The 25,164-nt window shown below is 35.8% G+C and carries 26 protein-coding genes and 1 pseudogene; 15 read left to right on the top strand and 12 right to left on the bottom strand.

Going from position 1 to position 25,164, the window contains the following annotated elements:
• Positions 1 to 15: 15 nt before the first annotated feature.
• The 6 genes and pseudogenes from QRN68_RS09005 to QRN68_RS09030 all read right to left on the bottom strand — a co-directional run bounded on the left by QRN68_RS09005 (position 16) and on the right by QRN68_RS09030 (position 5,749).
• Positions 16 to 406, bottom strand: a pseudogene (locus tag QRN68_RS09005) (RDD family protein).
• 69 nt (positions 407 to 475) lie between these two features.
• Entirely contained in the window at positions 476 to 1,450 is a 975-nt protein-coding gene (locus QRN68_RS09010) for a carbohydrate kinase family protein (protein ID WP_285396480.1), read from the bottom strand.
• Positions 1,451 to 1,477: 27 nt separating this feature from the next.
• Positions 1,478 to 2,356, bottom strand: a complete 879-nt coding sequence (locus QRN68_RS09015; protein WP_285396481.1) for a DMT family transporter — start codon at positions 2,354 to 2,356, stop codon at positions 1,478 to 1,480.
• A 146-nt stretch (positions 2,357 to 2,502) separates the two neighbouring features.
• Positions 2,503 to 3,753: a glutamate-5-semialdehyde dehydrogenase gene (locus tag QRN68_RS09020; RefSeq protein ID WP_285396482.1), complete on the bottom strand. Its 1,251-nt coding sequence runs from the start codon at positions 3,751 to 3,753 to the stop codon at positions 2,503 to 2,505.
• A gap of 12 nt (positions 3,754 to 3,765) precedes the next feature.
• Positions 3,766 to 4,860 carry a glutamate 5-kinase gene (gene proB / locus QRN68_RS09025; RefSeq protein ID WP_285396483.1) on the bottom strand — a complete coding sequence of 365 codons (1,095 nt, stop codon included), beginning with the start codon at positions 4,858 to 4,860 and terminating at the stop codon, positions 3,766 to 3,768.
• Between the two features lie 505 nt (positions 4,861 to 5,365).
• Positions 5,366 to 5,749 carry a sodium:proton antiporter gene (locus QRN68_RS09030; RefSeq protein WP_285396484.1) on the bottom strand — a complete coding sequence of 128 codons (384 nt, stop codon included), beginning with the start codon at positions 5,747 to 5,749 and terminating at the stop codon, positions 5,366 to 5,368.
• A gap of 290 nt (positions 5,750 to 6,039) precedes the next feature.
• On the opposite strand from QRN68_RS09030, the gene QRN68_RS09035 reads away from it, so the two are divergent.
• Together QRN68_RS09035 and QRN68_RS09040 are read left to right on the top strand one after the other, a co-directional pair.
• Positions 6,040 to 6,663: a LysE family translocator gene (locus QRN68_RS09035; protein WP_285396485.1), complete on the top strand. Its 624-nt coding sequence runs from the start codon at positions 6,040 to 6,042 to the stop codon at positions 6,661 to 6,663.
• Positions 6,664 to 6,677: 14 nt separating this feature from the next.
• Complete coding sequence (locus QRN68_RS09040; protein ID WP_285396486.1) at positions 6,678 to 7,475, top strand: DUF1835 domain-containing protein; 798 nt, start codon at positions 6,678 to 6,680, stop codon at positions 7,473 to 7,475.
• A 129-nt stretch (positions 7,476 to 7,604) separates the two neighbouring features.
• On the opposite strand, the gene QRN68_RS09045 is transcribed toward QRN68_RS09040, so the two are convergent.
• Positions 7,605 to 8,489, bottom strand: coding sequence for a LysR family transcriptional regulator (locus QRN68_RS09045; protein ID WP_285396487.1), 885 nt, complete (start codon positions 8,487 to 8,489; stop codon positions 7,605 to 7,607).
• Between the two features lie 282 nt (positions 8,490 to 8,771).
• Between QRN68_RS09045 and QRN68_RS09050 the strand changes: the two genes are divergently transcribed.
• On the top strand, positions 8,772 to 9,524 hold the full coding sequence (locus QRN68_RS09050) for an alpha/beta hydrolase (protein WP_285396488.1): 753 nt from the start codon (positions 8,772 to 8,774) through the stop codon (positions 9,522 to 9,524).
• Between the two features lie 142 nt (positions 9,525 to 9,666).
• Here QRN68_RS09050 and QRN68_RS09055 read toward each other — a convergent pair whose 3' ends face one another.
• The gene (locus QRN68_RS09055; protein ID WP_285396489.1) at positions 9,667 to 9,813 is read right to left on the bottom strand and encodes a hypothetical protein; all 147 of its coding nucleotides are present in this window, start codon (positions 9,811 to 9,813) and stop codon (positions 9,667 to 9,669) included.
• Position 9,814: 1 nt separating this feature from the next.
• Here QRN68_RS09055 and brnQ point away from each other — a divergent pair, with 1 nt between their 5' ends.
• The 3 genes from brnQ (at position 9,815) to QRN68_RS09070 (ending at position 13,471) form a co-directional block, all read left to right on the top strand.
• On the top strand, positions 9,815 to 11,152 hold the full coding sequence (brnQ, locus tag QRN68_RS09060; protein WP_285396490.1) for a branched-chain amino acid transport system II carrier protein: 1,338 nt from the start codon (positions 9,815 to 9,817) through the stop codon (positions 11,150 to 11,152).
• A gap of 1,007 nt (positions 11,153 to 12,159) precedes the next feature.
• The gene (locus tag QRN68_RS09065; protein WP_285396491.1) at positions 12,160 to 12,543 is read left to right on the top strand and encodes a hypothetical protein; all 384 of its coding nucleotides are present in this window, start codon (positions 12,160 to 12,162) and stop codon (positions 12,541 to 12,543) included.
• Between the two features lie 316 nt (positions 12,544 to 12,859).
• Entirely contained in the window at positions 12,860 to 13,471 is a 612-nt protein-coding gene (locus QRN68_RS09070; RefSeq protein WP_285396492.1) for a transposase, read from the top strand.
• Here the strand turns inward: QRN68_RS09070 and QRN68_RS09075 are convergent.
• Together QRN68_RS09075 and QRN68_RS09080 are read right to left on the bottom strand one after the other, a co-directional pair.
• Positions 13,458 to 13,559: a helix-turn-helix domain-containing protein gene (locus QRN68_RS09075; protein ID WP_285396493.1), complete on the bottom strand. Its 102-nt coding sequence runs from the start codon at positions 13,557 to 13,559 to the stop codon at positions 13,458 to 13,460. The genes QRN68_RS09070 and QRN68_RS09075 overlap by 14 nt on opposite strands.
• A gap of 265 nt (positions 13,560 to 13,824) precedes the next feature.
• Positions 13,825 to 14,583 carry an SDR family oxidoreductase gene (locus QRN68_RS09080; protein WP_285396494.1) on the bottom strand — a complete coding sequence of 253 codons (759 nt, stop codon included), beginning with the start codon at positions 14,581 to 14,583 and terminating at the stop codon, positions 13,825 to 13,827.
• Positions 14,584 to 14,773: 190 nt separating this feature from the next.
• Here QRN68_RS09080 and QRN68_RS09085 point away from each other — a divergent pair, with 190 nt between their 5' ends.
• Positions 14,774 to 15,343, top strand: a complete 570-nt coding sequence (locus QRN68_RS09085) for a TetR/AcrR family transcriptional regulator (RefSeq protein ID WP_285396496.1) — start codon at positions 14,774 to 14,776, stop codon at positions 15,341 to 15,343.
• Between the two features lie 113 nt (positions 15,344 to 15,456).
• Here the strand turns inward: QRN68_RS09085 and QRN68_RS09090 are convergent, their stop codons facing one another.
• The gene (locus QRN68_RS09090; RefSeq protein ID WP_285396497.1) at positions 15,457 to 16,665 is read right to left on the bottom strand and encodes a YhgE/Pip domain-containing protein; all 1,209 of its coding nucleotides are present in this window, start codon (positions 16,663 to 16,665) and stop codon (positions 15,457 to 15,459) included.
• A gap of 55 nt (positions 16,666 to 16,720) precedes the next feature.
• Entirely contained in the window at positions 16,721 to 17,320 is a 600-nt protein-coding gene (locus QRN68_RS09095; protein WP_481817444.1) for a TetR/AcrR family transcriptional regulator, read from the bottom strand.
• Positions 17,321 to 17,564: 244 nt separating this feature from the next.
• Here QRN68_RS09095 and QRN68_RS09100 point away from each other — a divergent pair, with 244 nt between their 5' ends.
• The 8 genes from QRN68_RS09100 to rarD all read left to right on the top strand — a co-directional run bounded on the left by QRN68_RS09100 (position 17,565) and on the right by rarD (position 24,997).
• Entirely contained in the window at positions 17,565 to 17,888 is a 324-nt protein-coding gene (locus QRN68_RS09100; RefSeq protein WP_285396499.1) for a PadR family transcriptional regulator, read from the top strand.
• Positions 17,881 to 18,417, top strand: coding sequence for a DUF2812 domain-containing protein (locus QRN68_RS09105; protein ID WP_285396500.1), 537 nt, complete (start codon positions 17,881 to 17,883; stop codon positions 18,415 to 18,417). The genes QRN68_RS09100 and QRN68_RS09105 overlap by 8 nt, the downstream gene beginning before the upstream one ends.
• A 580-nt stretch (positions 18,418 to 18,997) precedes the next feature.
• Positions 18,998 to 19,519, top strand: coding sequence for a DUF2812 domain-containing protein (locus tag QRN68_RS09110; protein WP_285396501.1), 522 nt, complete (start codon positions 18,998 to 19,000; stop codon positions 19,517 to 19,519).
• A gap of 12 nt (positions 19,520 to 19,531) precedes the next feature.
• A complete protein-coding gene (locus QRN68_RS09115) occupies positions 19,532 to 20,437 on the top strand; it encodes an ABC transporter ATP-binding protein (protein WP_285396503.1) in 906 nt (301 codons plus the stop codon).
• A gap of 7 nt (positions 20,438 to 20,444) precedes the next feature.
• Positions 20,445 to 21,665: an ABC transporter permease gene (locus tag QRN68_RS09120; protein ID WP_285396504.1), complete on the top strand. Its 1,221-nt coding sequence runs from the start codon at positions 20,445 to 20,447 to the stop codon at positions 21,663 to 21,665.
• 282 nt (positions 21,666 to 21,947) lie between these two features.
• Entirely contained in the window at positions 21,948 to 23,123 is a 1,176-nt protein-coding gene (locus tag QRN68_RS09125; protein ID WP_285396505.1) for a toxic anion resistance protein, read from the top strand.
• Between the two features lie 294 nt (positions 23,124 to 23,417).
• On the top strand, positions 23,418 to 23,951 hold the full coding sequence (locus QRN68_RS09130) for a hypothetical protein (RefSeq protein ID WP_285396506.1): 534 nt from the start codon (positions 23,418 to 23,420) through the stop codon (positions 23,949 to 23,951).
• A 140-nt stretch (positions 23,952 to 24,091) separates the two neighbouring features.
• On the top strand, positions 24,092 to 24,997 hold the full coding sequence (rarD, locus tag QRN68_RS09135) for an EamA family transporter RarD (RefSeq protein ID WP_285396507.1): 906 nt from the start codon (positions 24,092 to 24,094) through the stop codon (positions 24,995 to 24,997).
• Positions 24,998 to 25,164: the final 167 nt, after the last annotated feature.

Here is a 25,164-nt window from a genome sequence, read left to right on the forward strand (position 1 = left end):
GAGCAGCCTTATCTGCTAGACTTCCTTTACAACTGTACCTGAAAAGTTGTCGTGAGGAAGAAGTTGACCATTTTGTTGTTCAAATGCTTTTGGACTTTTTAAGTAATCAAAAGTGCTAATTGTATCTCGATAAGCCATTCTTTTAATAATTTGAGGGGCTGTTAGCTTTGACCCATTTTCATTTGCGAGTTCGAGTCCCATTGTTTTATAGCCAACTGTTTGTCCACTTTTACGTAATTGTGCAAATTCAAGAGACCACATAACGACTGTTGGTGTGATAATGGCATGAATTGCTTCGTTTTTCACTTTTTTTTCGCAGAACGTATTCTACACCAGTAGCGACAACTGTTGATATTGCCAAATCAATGAAAAAGGCTTTTGTCCGCTTTTTAGTAATTGATTTCACCGTCGTTCCTCCTTTTATTTAATCTGTCTCTACCTAATACGAATGTCAATAAAATAAGTTCCGAAATATTCAAAAAATAATATCGTTTTTAAATGACAGCTCATGCTTGGCAAGATAAGATGCAATGGCACCATGTTTTTCTGTCGATGCCCCAGCATAACGATTCGCGAATGTCAGGAGAGGGATAGTTTGCTGCTTACAAAAGTCGATTAGATTGATGGCTGTTATCTGCTTACTAAGGAGAATAGTTAACACTGCTCCAATAAAGGCATCACCCGCTCCAGTTGTATCTATCGCATGGACATTGTCAGCTGGCACTTTGACGTGGAGCTCATTAGTATATAGACTTGCACCTTCTGCTCCACGTGTAATTATGAGTACTTGTACTTGCCCCTGAAATAATGATTGGACTGCTGAATTTTCATCCTCAATCGCCGTTAAAAACAAAAGCTCTTCTTCGGACAATTTAACAAGATGGGCCTTTGGTAAAAATTCTAAAATGGTTTGACGACATGCCTTCTCATCGTTCCAAAGAGGTAATCGAACATTGGGATCAAAAGAAACAAGACTACCTGCCTGATGAGCCTGTTCTATCAAAGCCATATGTGCGTGCTTCATTGGACTTTCCACTAAATTAACTGAACAAAAATGGAGAATATCATTACTTGTTAATAGATTTGGTGGAAGTTGCTCTTTGTCGTAAAGCAAATCTGCTGCATGACGACGATAAAATAAGAAGTCACGGTCCCCATCATTTGTCAGGGAAACGAAGGCTAGACTTGTTTCACCCTCAACAGTTTGAACGATATAGTTTGTATCGACATTAACCTTTTTTAACGTTTCTATAAGAAAATCTCCAAAAGCATCACGACCTACTTGTGTGATTAGAGCTGCTTGCTGCCCAAGTTTTGCACAAACAGCAGCAACATTGGCAGGGGCCCCACCAGCATTTTTAGTAAATTGCTCAACTGCAGTAAGGAAGGCATTTTGTTTAGTAGGCGTAAAATCAATTAATAATTCACCAATTGCATAAAGTTTACTCATGAAAAAACTCCTTTACATAGAAAAAGACTAAGCCTGAGGTACACGCCTTTTCTTTGGCACGTAAATTGTGTAAAAAATGCCACCAAAAATTAATATAATACCAATTGTTTGCATGAAGCTCGGCATAAAGTCAAGCAATACCATGTCGAGCAAAATAGCTACAACAGGGTCAACAAATACTAATACTGAAACTAGAATTGTAGAGAGACTACGAATGCTGTCAAAAAATAAATAGTAAACAAATCCTGTATGAATAAAGCCTGTTCCTAAAATATAAAGCCAGTTTGTTGTCGTTAAGCCTTCAAATAATGAAAAATCAACAAATGGGAATAGTATGACAATTCCGACTGCCGTTTGGATATATGTTAAGGCGTAAGAGCTAAGATTTTTGATCGTTTTACTTGTTAGCATCGTAAATGCGTAAAATAATGCAGACAGTAATGCCCAAATAAAGCCTGATTTCATAAATTCAGAGAGTGACAAAAAATTATTTAAGCCGATAATGAACATACTGCCGATAAAACAAGTTACTGTTGCGAGCAATGCTTGGATAGTCATCTTCTCTTTTAAAAACAATGCGCCAAAAATTAATACAAATATAGGTGCTAAATTATAGATAGAAATAGCAATAGAAATCGACATTTCTTCAAAGGCTTTAAATAAAAATACCCAGTTTAAGACGATAAAGACACCGCAAAGAAGTGTACGAAGTATTTCTTTTTTTTCCCACTTCTCCGTTTTATGACCACCTGTGACAAGCCACATAGCTCCTAGAAAGAGGGTAGCGCAAATACATCTGACAAATACTAGCTCGATAGCAGGTACGCCTGTATGGACAGTAAAAAAACCAATGGAGCCAAAAAGTGCCATTGAAACCGTTAATTTAATTATCGCTGAAGTGTTCATTCTAAACCTTCTTTCTATAAAAGTTATTATCATCCTGATGCTTACATAACTCCGTTTTTTCTCTCGGCTACAAACTCATTCAATCCGTAAGCAAAGAAAGCCGACAGCGTGTGTCAACTGTCGGCTTTTCATTAATAGTTCTACAATTATTCTCGGATTTGGCCGTTACCGTGAATGTAATACTTTGTAGATGTTAACGCTGGTAAGCCCATTGGTCCACGAGCGTGTAATTTTTGCGTACTAATGCCGATTTCTGCACCGTAGCCAAATTCAAAGCCGTCTGTGAAGCGAGTTGAGGCATTATGATAAACAGCTGCAGCATCCACACTATTTAAGAAGGTATCCGCTGCTAATTGATCCTCTGTCATGATTGCTTCAGAGTGGTTTGTGCCGTATTTATTAATGTGCTCAATTGCTTCATAAACGTTTTCCACAATTTTAACGCTTATCTTTAAATCTAAATATTCAGTTGCATAGTCTTCAGTTGTTGCTAGTTGAGCGAAATCAAGAGCTTGACAAACGAATTCATCACCGATAATTGTGACGCCTGCTTGATGCATAGCACCTAGAAGCTGTTTGCCGTGCGCATTAAACCAATCGGGATGAATAAGTAAGCTTTCTGCTGCATTACAAACAGAAGGACGTTGTGTTTTCGCATTGATGCAAATTTTTTCTGTTTTTATGTAATCGGCAGTTTGGTCTACATAAATATGGCAGTTGCCAGCACCTGTTTCTAATACTGGAACAGTGGCTTCATTTACAACTAAGTCAATAAGTGCCTTTCCGCCACGAGGAATTAAAACATCTAAGTATTCTTTTAAATGGAATAATTCTTTGACAGTTTCACGATTTGTATCCTCGATTAATTGTACAGCGTCCACAGGGATAGACGTTTTACTAAGTGCACGATGAATACTTGCCACAAGAGCTACATTAGAAAATTTGGCCGAAGAGCTACCACGTAAAATGACAGCATTGCCTGTTTTCAATGATAATGTTGCTGCATCCACTGTTACATTAGGGCGCGCCTCGTAAATCATTCCGATAACACCAAGTGGCACAAGACGTTTTTCTATCAGTAAGCCATTATCTTTTTCTATTCGCTCTAAGAGACTGCCTATTGGATCATTTAACTGTACAAGTAACTGAATGGCACTGGACATAGCTTCTACTCGTTCTTTGTTTAACATGATGCGATCAAGTGTAGAAGCGGGCATTCCTTGTTTTTCGCCATTTGCTAAATCTTTTGCATTTTCAGCAATAATAGTATCTTGGTCGATTATTAACTGCTCAGCAATTTTTGTGAGAGCATCATTTTTTTCACTGGTTGTTTTAATATTTAAAATATAGCTTGCAGCTTTTGCTAGTTTTCCTTTTTGTTGAACTTCACTTGTCATGTAAATTCCTCCTTAATTTGTTTGATTTTTTAGCCATTTGTCCCGGTGAATGACTTCAATCGGATAGTTTGTCAATTCATCTGTACGTTTGCCCATCGCATGTGCTAACTCTAGGGAAGAATATAAGACCTCACCCCGACCAAGAAGTCCATTGTCACTATAGACCTCAACAACGTCGCCATTTGCAAAATCACCTTCGACACGAAATACACCAGCAGGCAACAAGCTTTTCCCATTTGCCAATAGTGCATGTTCAGCACCGCTATCTATAAAAATTTTACCAGATACTTCCGTGAGTGCAATCCACTGTTTATTATTTGTTAAAACAGCTAGCGCCTCATGCTCAACATACGTACCATCCCCGCGTCCTTCCACTATATCGACAAGCTTATTCGCACCGTGACCAGTTCCGATAAACACCTTCACGCCTGCATTTAAAGCTGCTCGAGCTGCTAGTAATTTGGATTCCATACCACCTGTGCCTATCTTAGAGCCTGAACCATCTGCAAAGCCTAGCATCTCATCAGATACCTCTGTTAAACGATCAATGCGTTTAGCATGTGGGTTTTTATTTGGATTGGCGTTATACAATCCATTGATGTCTGTTAAGATAATGAGTTGATCGGCATGAACAAGACCACTCACAAGTGCCGATAACATGTCGTTATCTCCAAAGGTTAATTCGCTGACAGATACCGTATCATTTTCGTTAATGATGGGTAGCATGGAGCGCTCTAATAATTCCTCAAATGTGGCATAGGCATTTTTATAGCGTTCTTTTTTTGAGAAATCAGTGCGTGTAAGTAAAATTTGAGCAGGCACAATGTCATAAATGCTAAATAAAGCATTGTAGGTTTGAATAAGTAAACTTTGCCCAACTGCTGCCGCAGCTTGTTTACCTTTTACTGTGACGGGGCGAGAAGGGTAGCCTAATTGTTTAAAACCTGCTGCAACTGCACCTGATGAAACAAGTAATACTTCATGTCCGTATTTTTTTAATTCAGCTATCGCTTGAACATGATCCATTAAACGTATTTTATCAATTTCACCTTTTGCATTTGTTAAGGAGCTACTCCCAATTTTGACGACGATTCTTTTTCTTTCCATAACAATACCTCCAATTCGCCATTACACTTTTAATCTATTATGCCTCGACATAATTCCGTGCCACCCGCTGAAAGAAATAAAAAAACCTTTTCATCCTAATAAATTAGGACGAAAAGGCTTGCTTTCCGTGGTACCACCTACATTGAACGTCATTGACATTCCACTTTGCTCATAACGCTTGAGACTGCGCCTAGTTAAGCTAGGACGTTTTACGAAGTAGGTTCTTTAGTCTTTCTTGTACAATGCCTTACAGCCGGGTGGGCATTGCTCTCTGAACAAGCAGTTTCTAGGTACTAGTCTTCGCACGCTTTTATTGTATAGTTTAACATGAATGGGTCCTCATCAAATCTTTTGGTTGATGCCCCATTTCTTAAAAAGTAATTGAATAAAGAATGCACTACTTCAGCATGTCTGTCAAGCTGATTAGAAAAGTTAATAGAAAGTTTTGAGTAAATAAGTAGGTAATGCTGAAACGAGAGCAAATTATGAGGGAACATATCTTTGTTTATTTGAACCACCAAATTGCGATTAATAGTGGGAGCATCGCTAAAACAATGACGAAGAAACTCCATAATACTTGTTTTCCTGAAGACATATTTTGTGGTTTAATACTTATTTGTTCATATAGTTGGTTGATGGCACCTTGTTCTTTTGAATAAAGCATGGCTTGAAATTCATCATAATCTTGAATATAGCTTGAGGGAGGGCGTGGACTGAAGCGTAAATTTCGAATATCGTCAGTAATCTCTTTTTCACCCATCCAATAGGTAATAACAGGCGCTAAACCTGAATTTTGCGTAGCCTGTACATCGATATCATATGTTTTCATTTTGTAATAGATATTTCCTTGCTCGTCTTCATATTGCTTTACAATATCACTTACTGCCATCGACAAACACCTCTTTAACAATACGATTTTTATAAACGATATTTTTATTATAAGGGATTAAAAGAGAAAAGTATTGTTTAAACGAGCATTATTAGCTGGGTGATTTTTTGTAAAATTCAGAATAAAACGACGTTATGTAGTATAATGGGAGTAATATTATTTTATAATGTTTTTTCTAGGCTTGTCACCAAAAGATGGAGATGACATGTGTTGAAACGCTAGCTGGAACGGAAATCAACACGTTATAGTGATGCGCCTATTTCTAAAAGTAATGGAAAGAAGGGAATGTTTTGGAATTTTCAACGTTATTAGCGTTTTTAGGTGCCGCAATTATTTTAACCTTAATGCCAGGACCAGATAATTTATTTGTACTTGCACAAAGCATTACACAAGATAAGAAGGCTGGTATAGCAACATCACTCGGACTATGTACAGGTTTGCTCGTTCATATAGGAGCTGCTGTTCTCGGTATCTCGGCCATTATTTATCAATCAACAATTATTTTTTCCATTGTTAAATTTGCGGGAGCGGCGTATTTATTATATTTAGCCTGGCAATCATTTCGAGCAAAGGGCGATCCACTCACATTGGAACAGCAAAATAAACAAGCCTATGTGACGTTATATAAAAAAGGTATTGTAATGAATATTTTAAATCCAAAAGTATCTTTATTTTTCTTAGCACTATTGCCACAGTTTGTAAATCCATCTAATGTTTATGTAGGTTTACAAATGTTAATATTGGGTATTTTATTTTTAGTACAAGCACTACTACTATTTTCATTATTTAGTATTTTTGCCGGTAAAGTAAGAAAAGTGATTATTGGGAAGCCTACAATTGCTAAACGATTAAATTTAATTCAAGGGATCCTTTTCACTTTTATTGGGATACAAATAGCGCTTAGTAAACAGTAAAAGGGGTGATTTTTATGGCAATTTTACATATTACCTTTAGCTTATCTACACAAGGTTCCATAAAACATGCGATACGACAAAACCAATTACAGCGAGATGAGTCGGTGCTTAGCGTCGATGATATTTTTTCGATAGGCCCACTTAGCAGCTTTGAAGAACGAAAAAGCTGGTTAGAAGGCTATTTATATAAGGATAATGAAGACCGTGAATTGTACGAGGATATTCATGAAGAATGGAAGGGAAAAATTGCAGGTTTAACGAGTGATGTGGATGTCTGGGTTTGGTATAGCCAAAATACTCATGAAGAGATTGGGCTACGTTTTGTCATGAGCGAGTTGATTGATAAAAGTAGTATGGTATACGGGGTTGATGCCACAGAAGGTTTGAAAAGTATACAGCCAAACATGATGATTCGTCATACAGGTGAGCTTGCGCCAAACTTACTAATGAAGCTCCGTACTGAGGCAAAGCGCTTTTCAATTGATGAATGTCAGCGACTTGCAAAGGAATGGGAAGTGCTGAAACAAAACTCCAGTACATTGCGGGTTTGGCAAAATGGAATTAAACATGTAGCGGAAGATGCGTTAGATCCTATCATTATTGAATGTGCACAAAGAGCCCATGTCGAACTAAATGAGGAATGGCTAATACCGATGCGCATAATCGGAGAAACACTTGGTACAATTGATGACTATTTAAGTGAAGAGTTTGTGGAAAAACGCCTGTTGGCCCTTGCAAAGCAGGGACTTTTTGAGATTGATGGCGATACAAAAGATATGTATTCTTATCAAGTGAAATATGTAGGGAAATAAAAAATAGTTTTTGGGTCAAAATTGATTAATCTATTAAAAATTTCTCTAATTAAACATAGATAGAAGCGAGTAACAATGACGCAGAGCGGAAATTGTTACTCGCTTTTATTCATTAGTCCAATAGGAGCTTCAATTATTTTTCTCGTAAAAATCGAATATAAATTGCTGAAACTGTCGTGCTGATGGTGGAAGATATCGATTTTCTATCCAAGCCATACCTATTATACGTTCACAAACCATATCCTCCACACGAATTTTAGCCAATTTATTTGGATTCAAGTCTTCGTCAACAGGCAACAATGACACGCCAAGCCCAGCGCCTACAAAACCAGCAACTGTTGATACCTCATCACCTTCAAAGGTAATCTTCGGCTTGATACCTGCAGCATTTAATAATCTATCAGCGGTACGGCGCAATGCGTAACCCTTTTTCATCAGAACAAAATTTTCATTTTCAAGTTCCTTCATTTTAATGCTTTTACGGGTGGCGAAGGGATGGTCAATCGGCACCATAATATAAAGCTCATCACGCCATAGCTCCTTCCAGCAAACAGGGGGCTCCGTGTCAATCGCTGCAAGTAAACAAAGGTCTAACTCTCCCGCAAGCAATTGCTTCAACTGGGAGTGTGAGTAATTTTGTGTAAAGTGAAAGCGAATATGCGGATGGTTCTGACGGAATGCGCGGATTAAATCAGGTACGATGCTAGTCCCCAGAGTGTGTAAAAAGCCGAGTGACACATCACCAAGCTCTGGGTTATTAAGTTCCTGTAATTCTATAACTGCTTTTTCATATTCCTTGCGCATGCGTAGGACACGATACAAAAAAAGCTCGCCATATCGGTTGAGCATAATCGAACGTCCTTGTCGGTCGAATAAGGGTACTCCTAATTCCTCTTCAAGCTTTGAAATCGAGCGACTTAATGCTGGCTGAGAAATCGCTAATGCTTCAGCAGCACGTGTCATATGCTCAAGCTTTGCAACTGTGACAAAATATTCTAATTGCTGCCACTCCATTTTTTTTACCTCTATTCCCGTTATTTTTAAGTTAACTGCATTATAACGATAAAAGAGTAGGAAGTATAGGCACATAAAATAATTTTTAAAAAACGGAGAACTAAAAAAAAGCAAAATTAAAATAGTAGAAAGCGTGATATAACAGTCATTAACCTCACATCGTTCATGCATGAAATACATTAATATGATAAAAACTATAAATTGTACATTATGAATAAAGGGTGTTAAGATAGACACATAAAATACACAATTACGAAATTTCCGTGAAGGGGATATTATAAAATGAAGTTTAAAAAGCCACAACCTCTAACAATTGAGGGAGGCAATAAAGCCGTACTATTACTGCATGGATTCACAGGAAGCACAAAAGATGTGAAAAAGCTAGGAGAATTTCTAGCTCAACGAGGATATACTGTTCATGCACCGATTTATAGTGGGCACGGCGTAGAACCAGAAGCATTACTTGAAACAAAACCAGAAGATTGGTGGAACGATGTCGTGGAAGGTTATAACTTCCTGCAGAGTAAGGGTTATGAAGAAATCGCTGTAGTTGGGATTTCACTTGGCGGCGTATTCTCGCTAAAAGTAGCAGAGAAGTTTCCAGTGAAAGCATGTGTTGCAATGTGTGCACCAATCACACGAGACAATTCTAAAGGCTTATTTACTCGCTTATATCATTATGCTCGTTTATATAAACACTTTGAAAATAAATCAAAAGATCAAATTATTTCAGAGTTACATGAACTTCGTATTACACCAAAAGATTCATTAGATGGTGTTACACGTTTAACTACAGAAACACGCGATGAATTATCAACAATTAAAGCACCTACATTAGTATTACAAGGTTCATTAGATGATGATCTTTATCAAGAAAGTGCACCTTTCATTCTTAATACAGTAGAAACTGATGATAAAGAGATCATCTGGTATAAAAATTCTGGCCATATTATTACATTAGACAAAGAACGTGATAAAGTGTACGAGGACGTATACAAATTTTTAGATCATATAGAGTGGTCTGTAGCAAACTAAGGGCTGTCAGCAGACAGCTCTTTTCGTTTTGACCACTTAAAAGCTAGGAACTGTACAATTAATGATAATAAAAGAAAAAACTATTGTTTTTAAAATAAATGGCTGATACCATAGTGGAATTGTAGTGAGAAATCCCTTCTATTTAAATTATTTGCAATAGATCAATTTCGCCTTGGCGTAATTGTAGCTGACGCTTCGCTTTCGCACAGATAAAACATTTGCTGTCGCTTCGCTTTCGCACAGAAAACATTTGCAGAAAGAAGTTAAATACATCTAAGGAGTACATCAAAATGCAACAAAAAATACCTTTTTCAACATATGCAGTCATTGGCACGATGCTTTTCGGACTGTATTTTGGAGCGGGGAATCTTATTTTTCCAATTCAGCTTGGACAATTAGCAGGGACCAACTTTTGGTTTGGACTAATTGGATTTTTAATAACAGCTATCGGTTTACCGTTTCTAGGTATTTTAGCTATTGGTTTATCAGGTAGTAACGGTTTGCGTGACTTAGCGAGCCGTGTTCATCCATTATTTGGCGTCATCTTTTCTTTAGCGCTCTATTTAACGATCGGTCCTTTTTTTGCGATTCCACGTACAGCGACAGTTCCGTTTGTTGTTGGCTTTGAACCATATATTCAAGCAGAGCATACAACACTTCTACTTGCTTTATTTAGCTTTGTATTTTTCGCCATCGTTTTTTATTTCTCATTGAATCCTGCGAAAATTATGGATTATATCGGTAAATATTTAACACCAGCATTTTTGATTGTGTTATTTATTTTAATTATTATTAGTATTTTAAAGCCGATGGGGCATTTCCAACAGCCAATGGGAGACTATATTGATTCAGCATTTATGACAGGCTTTAAAGAAGGCTATAACACAATGGATGCGCTAGCGTCATTAGCTTTTGGTATTGTCGTTATTAACGCGATTAAAAACGCAGGAATTTCTGATAGAAAAGAAATTGCTAAGGCAACGTGGAAATCTGGTATTTTTGCCATGGCATTAATGATGCTAATATATGGTTTAATAACGTATATGGGGGCATCGAGTATTGAGGCTGTTGGTACATTTGATAACGGTGGTTTAATATTTGCTGCTGTTGCTGAACACTATTTCGGATCTTTTGGTGCAATTTTATTGGCATTTATTATTGTCCTTGCTTGTTTAAAGACAAGTATTGGCTTAATCACATCTTGTAGTGAATTTTTCCATGAAGTGTTCCCGAAAATAAGCTATAAGTGGTTTGTATTCATATTGTGCCTTGTATCATTTATAATTGCCAACTTCGGATTAAATAATATCATTAAATTCGCCATTCCAGTACTAATGTTCTTGTATCCTCTGGCAATTGTTTTAATTCTACTTGCTTTAAGCTCATCGCTATTTAACAATAAGCAAACGGTTTATGCAATTGCGATGATTTTTACATTTTTTATTAGTTTAATTGATGGCTATAAAGCATTAGTGAGTAGCATTCCAGCGGCGAAATTAAGTATTTTTGATTCGATTGAGAAGGTTTATTCAGACTTCTTACCATTCTATGACATTGGTTTAGGATGGATACTACCTGCGTTAATTGGTGCTATTATAGGAAGCATGTTCCCAGCGAAAAGGGCGTAATATAATTAATTTATTAGAAAAATAAGCACGCACATGAAATTTTTTTTATTAAAAGTCAAGTTATTAGTTGAAACTATTTTAAATAGTGAATTCTTATTTAATGTCACACAGTATAGAAATTAAAAGGATAGAAGAGCTTAAATAAATTCGCTCTATCTATCCTTTTTTTTACCACAGATAACCCTATTTACTACAACAATTAAATCAATCTAATGATTCCTTAGAAATCAGATTTGTTAATGAAGATATAAGAGAAAATATCTTTAAAATTGACATTCGTCCTTCAAAAAATAAATTGAACTTCAAAAATAAACTGAACTTAAATGGTAAGGAGTATAAACTTCAAGATGGTACCAAAGGTATTTATTTCGAAGACCGATTATTTAACTTTTTTGTCTTTGAAAAAAATAATTTGCAGTATTTGTTGGGGATATATAATAAAGTAGCAGATACAGAAACACCTGACATATTAGTCAGAATAGCTAATTCAATTGACTAACTTCTTCAGTGAAAGTCCATTAGTGGTCTTCTTCTCCAATATAACGGGGCGTTAATTAAATATCATTGAGTTGCTTTAGCAAACTCCTATGAAAGAACGTAATAATCTTTTATTTTCTGTGGTGTAGCGATGATTTTATGCGACATGGATGGCTAACGGGTGCTTGTGCAACAAAGATTTATAAAGTAGAATCAATTTCATAAATCGAAAGCCTTACTGGGCTTGAAATTTTAAGGCATAAAAAAAGGAGTACCTCCCCAAATCTCGAAGTGTTTAGTACCACTACCACACACTAGAGAGAGAAAGGAAGAACTCCAGATGTATAGTATTCGACATTACAACCATGAACGCATTCATTCATCAATAGGATACAGCACGCCATCTAATTTTGAATGCCAGTACTACTTTAATACGTTAAATCATTAAATTTTGTGTCTGCTATCTTGACAGAGGTCCAAAGATAACAAAAGTAAATAAAACACGGATATTATTAGATTGGAATGATAACATGAATTTAATGGAACTAAGAATACCACAAGGTTTCGCTATTTATTATAATAGGTTTTATGATGTTGAACCGATATCAGACCCCAATGAAGATGATTTCTTAACAAATTGGACATTCTTTACACAAGACCTACTTCAAATAAGTAAAATGGAACTTGAAAAAGGGAGTTGGAATGTACCTAAAGATGAAAATAAAAGGATACATATTGTTTTAGGGTGGTATCCAGATTCAAGAGCGAGCGGCGAGTATGGATTAGCAATCACTAATGGGAAATGGGATACGCTAATGGAAATTAGTTCAAGGGATAGGTTTGAGATAAAACGGACGCTTGAAAAATGGTTAGAAAAGTTGAACGAAGATCAGAATTATTTAAAAAATGGTTGATGTTTAAGTTGACTTAAGCTTTATTTATCTTTAGAGGAAAAAAGGTTGAAGCCATTTAGAAGTAAAAAGGCTCAAAAAGTAGCTGTTTAACTTCAATTTTCAAAAAAACGATGTTTATATTCGGTTGAGCGGATCACTGAGAAAATGATTTATGAAATTGATTCACTTAACAATGATATTAAGACATGTTCTATATTCTTTACAATTGACGGTTCCAACGTAGGTGGTGAACATACGATAAGCAGGCACTTGTGTAAAGGGTAAACATATTGGAGGGCATTTACGCGACGGGCTATAGGACTAAGTCAATGAACAAATGAACTTCTTTCCGGAGGTATCACAAGAAGAAACTCCTATTTCCGAGCCGGAAAAGCCGAAAAAACGCGGACGCAAAAAGAAAGAAGAAAGAGAACAATGGCTTAAGGAACAAGCAGAACTTGAAGCTGCCAAAACGATTTTTGAAAAGACGTTAGATCAATTGGTTGACTACTCCTATGAAGAAATCGAAGCAGAAATTCCTCTTGATCCATCATGGGGTACCAAGAAAAACACGGATAATAAAAAGTTTTTCTGGTACGGCTATAGAGGTCATCTGGCCGTTGATTGTGAAAGCCAATATATTTTGTTAGCCTTGTTTTCTTCAGCCCATGTCAATGATGGAAAAATGTCGATTCCTTTACTTAAAGGCTTGGCAAAACGGCATCCTTATTTGAATATTGAATACGTTTTAGCCGATGCAGGATATGATTTTAAAGCCGTTTATAAACAGATTAAAAGGATTGGAGCGCGACCCCTGATCGATTACAACAGGAAGAATGAGGCTGAAATCGAAGGAAAAGACAAATACTTTCGTCCCGTGTGTAAAGAAGGGCACTCTTATGTGTACGATAGCTTTGATGAAAAATATGAATCGCTCAAATACACTTGACCAAAGGGCCTGACCGTATCCAACGTTTAATAGTTTCTTCGTGTTTACCCAATAAATCAGCTACTTCTTTTACTTTATATTCTTTCAAGCTATTGCCTCCAAATCGAATGTACGTTCTATTTTACCGCAACATTTAATTGCTGTAAATATTTCCTTTAGTAGGTTAGTTGTGGTAGTTAATGAGTTCATTTAGAGGTCTAACAAACAAAAAAAGTACACCACTATATATAAGTGATGTACTAATTATTTAATATAATGTGTGACATTAAAGACAACCTCTTGATATTACTGTTTTATAATACATTCACTTGTCTTTAATTTTACAGAGTAATTCTGTGCGTGCTTATTTATTTTTAGTAAGCTGTCCAACCACCATCAACAGCAATGACTTGGCCGTTGACAAAGCTTGCTTCATCGGAGCCAAGGAAAATAGCTAGTTGAGCGATTTCCTCTGGCTGTCCGGCACGTGGGTTAATGGACATACCTAATGCTTGGCGAGCTGCACCTGTTTGACTCACATTTGTCATGGAAGAGGCAATGTTTGTAATAACAGCCCCTGGTGCAATACCGTTACAACGAATGTTTTTATCTGCATACATAAATGCTGTATTTTTTGTTAAACCAACGACAGCATGCTTAGAAGCAGTATAGGCAGCCCCAGCACGAGCACCATATAGACCGCCAGCGGAAATATTGTTAACAAAGACACCGTGACCTTGAGCAAGGAAAATCTCTGTCGCCATACGCATCGAACGCATAACAGCAGTCGTGTTTACCGCAAATACTTTATCCCAACGTTCATCAGAAATTTCACCAACTGGCTCCATACCATCCATAATGCCAGCATTATTGACTAAAATATCTAATTGACCATAAGCATTTTTTGTCTCATCAAATAAGCGTTGTAAGTCTTCTGTTGATGCGACATTTGTTTGAATTGCGATCGCTGAGCCACCAGCTGCTTTAATACCTTCAACAACAGCTTGAGCACCTTCTAAATTCAAGTCAGAAACTATAACCTTTGCGCCTTCTTTTGCATAACCTTCTGCAATTGCTTTTCCCATACCTGACGCTGCACCTGTTACGATTGTTACTTTACCTTCTAATCTCATCACGAGGACCTCCTATTATTTATGTTTTTCACCGTGTATGAACATTTCACGGATGTATTATGTTAGATATTGAACATGTGTTCATTAAAATCATATAATAATATTGTAAGCGATTTCAATATGCAAAAAACTAAGAACTGTTCAGTAATCAACACATATAAAAAATCTGTTTAGTAAGGGGATGAAAAGTTTGAGTGCGAACGATTTAAGAATTGTTAAAACGAAGCAAGCATTACATAATGCTCTGTTAACTTTATTGAGTGAGAAGCCTTTAGAAAATATTACGATTGCAGAAATTTGTCGGGTAGCAAAGGTGAATAGAGGTACCTTCTACTTGCATTATGAGCAAAAAGAAGGGCTATTTGAGGAATACTTCCAGGAAATTATGGAGGATTTGTATAATTCCTATGAGGAACCATATCGTGCAGCAACAACATTGGATAAGAATCAATTAGATCCAAATACTATTCGTATTTTTCATCATATAGAGCGTTTTAAAATGTTCTATCGCATTGTTTTTTCAAAAAATGTGCCATTGACTTACTATTACATGTTATTTGATGGAATTCATTCGCTAATGAAAAGGGACGTAACCGCTCATTATCAAATGCATGATGAAATATCCATTGATTATTATAGTGCTTATCAAGCAAACGCAATCATTGGCCTAATCATCCAATGGTATCGCCAAGATTTTGAGGATAGCGTTAGTACCTTGAATAAGCAACTTGCGGCTATTTTGCGAATTGGTGAAAAGTAATGAGGAGCAACTTTATTTAATAAGACACTGAATTTGATTAATATAATAGTCGTTCAACAACTTTAGCGATGTACTGACTCGTCATTAGTACATCGCTTTTTTTTATCATAATATTATTGAACAGAAGTAGGGATAATTTGCTCGCTTTCACTTTTCCCTTTTGATCTTTTAAAAGCAACGACCATAGTAGAGATGGCTAAAGTTACTGCAATAATAATTCCTAACGAGCTACTATTGCTTATTAGATTGTCTGAGCTTCCTCCAAAAATAATTGTGTAATAGCCATCTGCCCCGTAAGTTGCTGGAAGAAGAGAGGCTAGTTTATTGTAAAAATCAGATAGCATTGCTTGTGGAACAAGAACGCCTGATGTAACAAGCTGTATCGAAAGGGCACAAATATTAAAAATCATACCAAGATTACCAAAAACTATGACAAAGGCTTGTGCCAAGCAGAGGAAAGCCCAGAACATTAATGCTTGAAAAAGATAGATTGAGAAAAAGCTTTGTTCACTTGAAATATTAAAAAGATGCATTAAACCGATTGTTAAGAATGGAAGGGTAAGGGCTACACCAATATTAATAATTTGCCGTGCTAGGAACAATTGCCATTTAGAAATTGTATTTTGCAGAAGTTGTGCAGCTTGCTGATGCTGCATAATCATTACCATTGCACCAACAAACGACGAAATAATCACCATTAATGGCACAAAATTCGCAGCAAACTCTTTTACATTATTGGTTTTAATAATAGTAGAATCTATTGCACGATCCTTTACACTCATAATTGTTGAAGCGACGGTTTCGTTAATTTGTTGTGCTGTATTTTGTTCCATTGGGAGCTGTGAGAACTTTTGAGAAAATACCTCAACAGTCTTGCCTTGCTGTAAAGGATAAATATTGTGATTAATTTCCTCTGTTACTTGTTTAGCTACTCCTTCCATCATGTTTTTGGCGATGCTCGCATTTGCTTGATTAATAGAGTAAATAATTTCAGCCTCTTTACCTGCTTGTAATTGACTCGTAAAGTCGTTCGGAATCTGAATAATCATATGGATAGTACGTTGGTTTAATTCCTGTTCAGCTTTATTTAGAGAGGTGAAATTTTTTATTGTAAAGGGCAGTGATGCTTGTATTTCGTTTGCTACCTGTTGCCCCAGCTCAGTATCTTCACTAATTAGTCCGATTTGTAAATTTTCTACTCTGTCATTTACACCATCATACGCGGTCATCCAAACAGAAAAGAAGATTAGTTGAAATGCAACTGTGATGGCAATGCCGATATATGTTTCTCGAATTTTAAATAAAGCTTGTAAACCTTTCATAAATAGACCTCCGATATAAGTAAGTACTTACTTGCATTTAAGGGAAAAATTTTTTCTAGGGAGCTAATCCCCTAGAAAAAATTGAAACGCTCGTTTTTAACAATTCTTCAATTGGCATATCAGACACGAGTGTCTCTAAGCGAGCCCGTGACATGAAATGCCCGAAATTAATAGCAATCAATGATAACGCTGCTGCTTCCATATCAATTTCTCTAATTTTCCCTCTTTCATGCATTTCCTCAAAATAATGAATTAGCTCATTTTTAATATGAAGTGGGATATTTGCAATTTCTTCATTAATTTCAGGGAATTGCATCGCTTCTTTAAAACCAATCATTACAAAGTCCTTAATAGACATTAAAAAGTTAAAATGTTTAATGGAGAGATTTAACAAATCTGTTTCTAAATCCCATGTAACATTTTTATTGAGTTCGTGCTGCAAAAGCGGATAATAGGAAAATTGCTCAATAATGGCTTTCAAAATCCCGCGCTTATTACCAAAATGGCGAAAAATTGTTACTTCATTGACCCCTGCTAATTCAGCGATTGATTTCGTTGTTGCTGCGGTATATCCCTTCTCGCTGACAAGATGTAAAGCTGCTTCAATGATCTTTTCTGCAGTTCCTTTCGTTGACAAAAAAATACTTCCTTTCATGCAAGTAATCACTTACATACTAACATAGAGCAATTCCTTATACAACAAAAATATGAATATGCTAGAAAAAAGACAAGAAAGTCGCTTTGATGGATCAAAACTACAAGGTGCTACACTTAGAGTAAGGAAAGCTCTAGTAACTTATTATGAAAGGATCAACATTGACAACTATATCGTCAGCTGATATATTTTTAATGTATCGTCGGTCGATATATTGTTTGACGATATAAAGGAGGGGAATTGTATGTCGCAGGAGCATCCGCCGTTAACAGAGGGCGTTTATTATATTTTATTAGCTTTATTTGATGCAAGGCACGGTTATGGCATTATGCAATTGGTAGAGGAAATGAGCAATGGCCGAGTTCGACTTGGAGCTGGAACGATTTATGGTGCAATCAAAACATTACTCGAGCGAGGGTGGATTGAGGCACTAGATGAAGATGGACGAAAAAAGGAATACATTATTACAGAGAGTGGAAAAAAAGTTGTGGAATACGAAATTTTGAGATTAAGGGAACTTTTTGACAATGGCATCCGTATAACACAGGAGGATGGAACAAATGCATAAATATCGATTAGTCGTCAACCCGTACGAGATTGAGCAATGGGTCAATGATATGGCTAGCCAAGGCTGGTATTTACAAAAATTCACTTGGTTTCGTTTTACATTCGAACGTGGTGAACCAGGTAGCTATATTTACCGCCATGATGAATTGGAGAGATTTGGTGCCTCATACGAAGAAGAATACTTAGAATTTCTGAAATCCTCGGGAATAGAACAGGTAGACCGTTCTGGCAATTTTGTATTTTTTAGAAAGCCGGCATATGAAGGACCATTTGAACTATACACTGATAAAAAAACAAAAATCAGTAACCTTTCCAAAAAAGTTACAGTACTATTATGGGTGATCTTGCTTAACTTAATGATCGGGATCATTGGGCTCAATGGGGATTTTTCAGAGTACGAAGTAGACTGGTTTGGGTTATCTCTTAATGTAATGAACATCTTAGTAGTTTTAGTATTTTCTATACCATTGTTCAAACTCATTCGATTACGAAAGCATTTAAAAAGAGACTTAGATGTTTTTACAGATTAAAAAGGAGGATAAGTTTTCATATATTTTAACAGGCGTTTGATAAGGAAAAATAGGTTTATTATTGAGTGATTAAAGGATTTTTTTGTCGTTATTTTTCTAATATATACCAATTTTAACTGATTGTAGCATAGGGTTACTCGAGTGCACCTGTCGCTTTTCTTTCGACTCAGAGCAAAGCCTCCCATGGGAAAGCGAGACAGAAGAGACCCTGCACGGAGCGAATGTTTTTCTATGCGAAAGCGTAATGCTGACGTAGCGGCTCGACGCTCGTCTGCAGTGGAAATCTGAGTCTTCTAATTAATTTGGTTGGCTAAAAGTGGTTTATTAACACACCTGATATTTTAACAATGGCAGCTTTGGTAAATATATTTATGGTTGTAAGGATACTTTAAGAAAAGAAGGAGCTACCATTAAATTTATTTCCTAGGAAATTAGAGGATTTTAAATATTTTTAAAATTCACCATCTTTATGTGAGGTATATTACTTTTTCATCCATTTAACCAACCATGTCGATGAATTTACTGGATATATTTTTAAAAATTTTAAGTTCATTTCTTTTAGAGTAAGTGAGGAGATTACATGAAAAAAAGAGTCTATCGAATTTTTCTAGATTATGAAAAAGAAGAGTCATGGGTCAATGATATGGCAGCTCATGGATGGAATCTTAAGAAAACAATTTTAGGTTACTTTGTATTTGAAAAAGGGGAACCTGGTCAATACATTTATCGCAGTGAATTAGTGAAAGGGAAAACGAAAGATTATTTCGAATTTTTAGAGGCAATGGATATTGAGTGTGTTTCCAAGTTTGCGGGTTGGGCCTATTATCGTAAAAAGGCATCAGAAGGACCATTTGAATTATTTTCGGATAATTCTTCGAAAATTCATTATCTACAAACACTAAACCGTCTCTTTATTCCTCTAGCATTATTCAATCTTTTTATGAGCATTACTAACTTTTCACTCGGATTAACAGTAAACCTCTTAAATTCAGCTATGGGATTTATTAACTTTTTAGTAGCAATGACTATGTGCATACTTATATTGAAAATTGAAAAGCGAAAAAAAGGATTGCAACAGGAATTACATATATTTGAAGGATAGGGAGGACATAAGATGACATTACAATTACAACATGTCACGAAGAAGTATAAAGATTTTACAGCAGTCAATGATCTAAATTTCACCATTGAGAAAGGAGAAATTTTTGGATTGATTGGACAAAACGGTGCTGGTAAAACGACAACGTTCCGTATGATCTTAGATTTACAGGAAACAACAGCCGGCACAATTACATGGGATGGCAAGGCAGTTAATATTATAAACCGTGATGTTCTTGGTTATTTACCAGAGGAACGAGGGATTTTTCCAACGATGAAGGTAGAAGATCAGCTTTACTTTTTTGGCGAGCTACGTGGCATGAAAAAAGCTGAACTGAAAAAAGAAATTGATTTTTGGATTAACCGTTTCGAGCTTGAAGAAAGGCGAAAAGATAAAGCCGAGACATTGTCAAAAGGAAATCAACAAAAAGTACAATTAATAGCAAGCTTTATTCATAAGCCACAATTCTTAATTTTAGATGAGCCGTTTAGTGGTCTTGATCCGGTAAATAAGGATTTACTAAAGGATGCTATTCTATTGTTAAAGGAACAAGGAACTACCATTTTATTCTCTAGTCACCAAATGGATAATGTTGAAGAGCTTTGTGACCATCTTTGTTTATTAAAACGCGGTGTTTCCCTTTTTTCAGGTAGTTTACTAGATTTAAAGAAACAATATGGCAAAATTAAACTGGCGGTTCGTACAGACTGGTCGACAACACAATTGTTGACACTTGAAGGCGTTAAAGATGTTCGAGTAGAAAAAGAGCAAACAGTGCTTACATTAGAAAATGAAAGTTTTGCACAGAGCATTTTTGACCAGCTTTCAAATGGGAAATACATTGAAAAATTCAGCTTAGATTATTTAACACTAGATGAAATTTTTAAAGATAAGGTAGGTGGCAACGTTGTCGAAGTTTAATTTATTGATGAAACAATTATATAAATCAAAAATAAAGTCTAGATCCTTTGTGTTTATGACTTTACTGTACGTGGGCATTATGTCCGTCGCCGTTTTTTGGTCGGATATTAAAGAGCTTTTTACAGGTAATGAAGAGGCGCAGAAAATTGCGATTGTGAATGAAACATCAGCGGATTTTAGTGAGATCTTTGTGTCAAACGAGGACATAAAATATGTTCAGGATGAAACGAATATAAAAGACTTAGAGAAAAAAGTTAAAGATGAGAAACTCGCAGCAATTATTACAATAAGTGATGAAAAGGGTCAATTACATGCTGAAATTGCAACTTTTACTCCTTTAAAATTAAATGATCAATCAACGATTTCTTCATTATTGCAATATGCAGGTAAAAATTATGCAGTTCAGCAGCTAGCGTTATCGCCAGAGCAGGCTGCTCAAATTATGGATGCACAAACAGTTATTTCGAATAAAAATTTAAATGAAAAAACAGTAGGCGGTAAAAGTGAGGAAGAAAAACAATCAGGGTTAGTAGTATCATATGCAGTCGGAATTTTAATCTACTTCTTTATTTCTACTTTCCTATCAATGATTACAACTGAAATTGCTTCAGAAAAAGGTTCTCGAGCGATGGAAATGCTCTTAGTAAGTGTTAAGCCAGCTACCCATTTTAAAGCAAAAATTGCGGGAGTATTACTACTTGCTTTAACACAGATGGGTATTATTGCAGTGGTATTTCTTATCTACGCGAAATTTGTGAAAGATGGAGCTGTTTGGGATATGGCAGCCGGTATTGTAAAAGAACTTTCGGTTGGCTATGTCATATATGCTGTAGTATTCCTACTATTAACAATTATTCTTTACTTAATTATTGGAGCATTATTTGGCTCGTTAGTTTCTAAAGTAGAGGAAGCTGGCCAAGTTTTAATGCCTGCAATTATTATTACAATGATGGGATTCTATGTAATGCTTTCAGGTATGGGCAATCCAGACACGATTTTCATTAAAATATTCTCTTATATACCGTTAACTTCTGGTATGGTTATGCCGATGCGTATTGGTGCAACAGATGTTGGAGTAATGGTACCACTTATATCTTTAGGTATTTTAATAGCAACAATTATTGTGGCATACGTATTTAGTTTATCATTCTACAAACGCAGTGTGCTAACATATAGTACAGGTGGCGTAATCCAAAAAATTAAAACGGTATTAAAAGTTACAACATGATGATAAAAGCAGCTACATGAGGTGGCTGCTTTTTTAAGTGCAAATATGCTAATACTAGAAAACAATGTAAAGTATTTGGCGGATTCAGTCGAATTTTTAAATGAAACAAGCTATAATTTATGAAAAGGGTTGAAGCCATGTTATCTCAAGCAAAGATTGAAGCTTACAGTAACAACTACCAATATTAAAAGACTCTTATTTTGCAATGCTTGAATAAAACGAAACTTTTTCAGCTTTAAATCGTATGTAATAAGAGAGATAAATCGCAGGGGGTAAAACTTTATGTCTGAATTCGACAACGACCTATTTAAATCAAAAGATCCATTCGCATCAGAAAATCCATTGTTACAACCGAATCCATTATTACAGATGGAGCAGGAACAAAAACAAAAACCTGTACTTGTTTCTGAGCAAGAGCTATCACAAATTGCTCAAAATCAACTTGCGTTGAAACAAGATCCCCAGGTTCATGCACTAGCACAAAAAATTGATGTTAAAGACCAAATTGCCATGTTAGAGCTTGGAAAAGAAACAGCAAATGGTATTTCTACTTTTTCAGATAAAATGCTGGCAACGATGAAATCAAGTAAGCTTGAGGAATCAAGTGTATTATTAAACAATTTAAATAAAATTATGGATAAATTTGATCCTCAAGATTTTGCAGAGGATAAAAAAGGTGGCTTCCTTACTAAGTTATTTAGTAAAGGGAAGGAACAATTAGAAAAGTTTCTATCCAAGTATGACAGCATGAATAAGGAAGTTGATGTCATTTTCCGTGAGGTTCAAAAATACGAAGGTGAAATGAAACGTAATACCATTGATCTTGAAAACTTATATGATCAAAACTTAAACTACTTCCAAAGTTTAAGTAAATTTATTGCGGCAATTGAAGTGAAAACAGATGAGGTTCGTTCATCATTACCAGCACTTGAACAAAAAGCACAAACTGGTGATCAATTAGCAGCAATGGAATATGAAACGATGCTACGTGCAGTGGATTTACTAGAACAACGTCGTTATGATTTAGAAATGGCACAGCAAGTTTCATTCCAGTCTGCACCACAAATTCGTTTAATGCAGCAAGGTAATAACCATTTGATTGCTAAAATTAACTCTGCGTTTGTTACGACAATTCCTATATTCAAGCAAGGGCTTATCCATGCAGTAACGTTAAAACGTCAAAAGCTTATTTCTGATTCCATGGTTGAACTCGACCGACGTACAAATGAAATGCTTGTACGAAATGCAGAAAATATTAGTAAAAATAGTGTTAATATCGCGCGTGCTGCTGGTAGCCCAAGTATTAAAATCGAAACAATTGAAACGACATGGCAAACAATTATGTCCGGTATTCAAGAAACGAAGCAAATTCAAGCAGAAACAGCGAGAAATCGTGAGGAAGGCCGTAAACGTATAGAACGCTTGCAGCTGGAATACGAAAAACTGAAAAAAATGTAATCTTGAAGCTTCTTGCATCTCTCTTACGCAAGAAGCTTTTTTTATACAAATTAAGATGGTGGCGATTACCTGACACAAATGTCAAAATCCCTGCCAGAGTGATAATTTTCTGGAAGCTTCACATGATGTTTAACCCCAACATTGGAATAGAAGCTTATTTATTTTGACAAAATAACAATTACTCATTATGATAAGTTGAATTACAATGATTATCAGAAATGAAGGAAGAGAAAAGATGTTAAACAAAGCAGTACCATCACACGAACTATTTAGTAATGGAGTGAGGAAAAGACTATGAAGAAAATGAATCCAACTACGTTATCGTGTGAACACTTGAAGGATGGAACGCTTGCCATTAATATGACAGAAAATCTTATGCTAGTATCGCAAAGTCGCTATCAGGAATTAATGCATATAGAAGAACTTTACAATACTATGCATACAGATATAGATAAAAAGCATCATTTTTTGGAGCAGGAGCGAAAAATTTTAAAGAAACAAAATATGCAGCTTGTGGAAGATATGCAAAAAGTGAAGCAGCAAAATGCAGTTTTGCAAAAGAAATTAACGGAATATAATTGCGTTGTCAATGAGCTGAAGGAGCTTCGTCAACAAAATACAGAACTATTAATTGAACTAAGTAAACATACAGCTTTGTCCAAGGAATCACTGTCAGGTCCACTCAAATCAATGATACGGGATATGCGAGAACAGGGCGTAGGTATTAAAGAAATTCATATTCGTATTAAACGTCAAATTAATCCAGATATCAGTTATAGTATGGTGCGTAAATATATTTCAGAGCTAGAATCTGAAAATAAAGAGTAACGACAATGTCGACATTATTCAAATTCGGCATTTACAGTTTCCAAGCAAAGTCCTATAATTAGTCTATTCTTTAAGATGTTAATTGTTAAATTTATGCTAAGTCATAATTGATACAAATAAGAGTAGGAGAGTTAGAGGCAATGTCAAACGAGAAAAAAGGGATTTTATCGGCATTTTTAGCCTATGCATTTTGGGGTGCATTTCCTCTTTATTGGAAATTACTTGAGCATGTGCCGAGTATGGAAATTTTATTATCGCGCGTCATTTGGTCCTTTGTCTTTACGGTAATAGCAGTAATAGTATTTGGAATGCGCAAGGATCTTCTCGCAGATCTAAAATATTTGTGGTCACACCAAAAGCATTTCTGGCAGCTTGCTGGAGCTTCATTTGTTATTTCAATGAACTGGTATTTATATATTTGGGCAGTTACCCATAACCACTTAATAGAGACGAGTTTAGGCTATTATATTAATCCTTTACTATCAGTTATTTTTGGGGTTATTTTCTTTAAGGAAACGCTTAGTCGAGTACAATGGGTTGCTACTGGAATTGCCTTTATTGCTGTAATTATTTTGACGGTTAACTATGGTTCAATCCCATGGGTAGCATTGCTAATTGCCTTATCTTTTGCCATTTATGGTGTACTAAAAAAGAAAATTTCACTTGATGCTACAAGGGGTCTAGCCATTGAAACGTTATTTATTTTACCGTTTGCAGTAGGTTATTATGTTTACCTCTTTACAACGAATCAAGCCTCATTCTTACATGTCGATGTCAAAACAGACATTCTCATGATCGTCAGTGGTTTAGTAACAGCAGTGCCGTTAATTTTATTTGCGAAAGGCGCACAAAATATTCCGCTCTATTTATTAGGCTTTATTCAATATGTCTCACCGACAATTGTGTTAATTTTAGGTATCGTGCTTTATAAAGAACCGTTCAGTCAAGTAGAGCTATTGGCATTCAGCATTATTTGGGCAGCCTTACTACTGTTCTCAGGCTCGAAAATCATTGAAACGAGAAGGGCCCATCATAAATCTGTCTAAAAGAGGCTGGGACATAACTGGTCAAAACCTTAAAAGCGCGAGAAATCAATTATAGAAACGTTGATTTCTCGCGTTTTTGATGTTAAATTTTTAAATTTTGCGTAAAAAAATAGCTTATGTCATAAGCGACGTAAATTATCAGTGCGGTCAGAGAGTGTTGCATGAAG

The organism is Lysinibacillus sp. fls2-241-R2A-57 (genome assembly GCF_030209535.1).
In the GTDB taxonomy this organism is placed as follows: Bacteria; Bacillota; Bacilli; order Bacillales_A; family Planococcaceae; genus Lysinibacillus.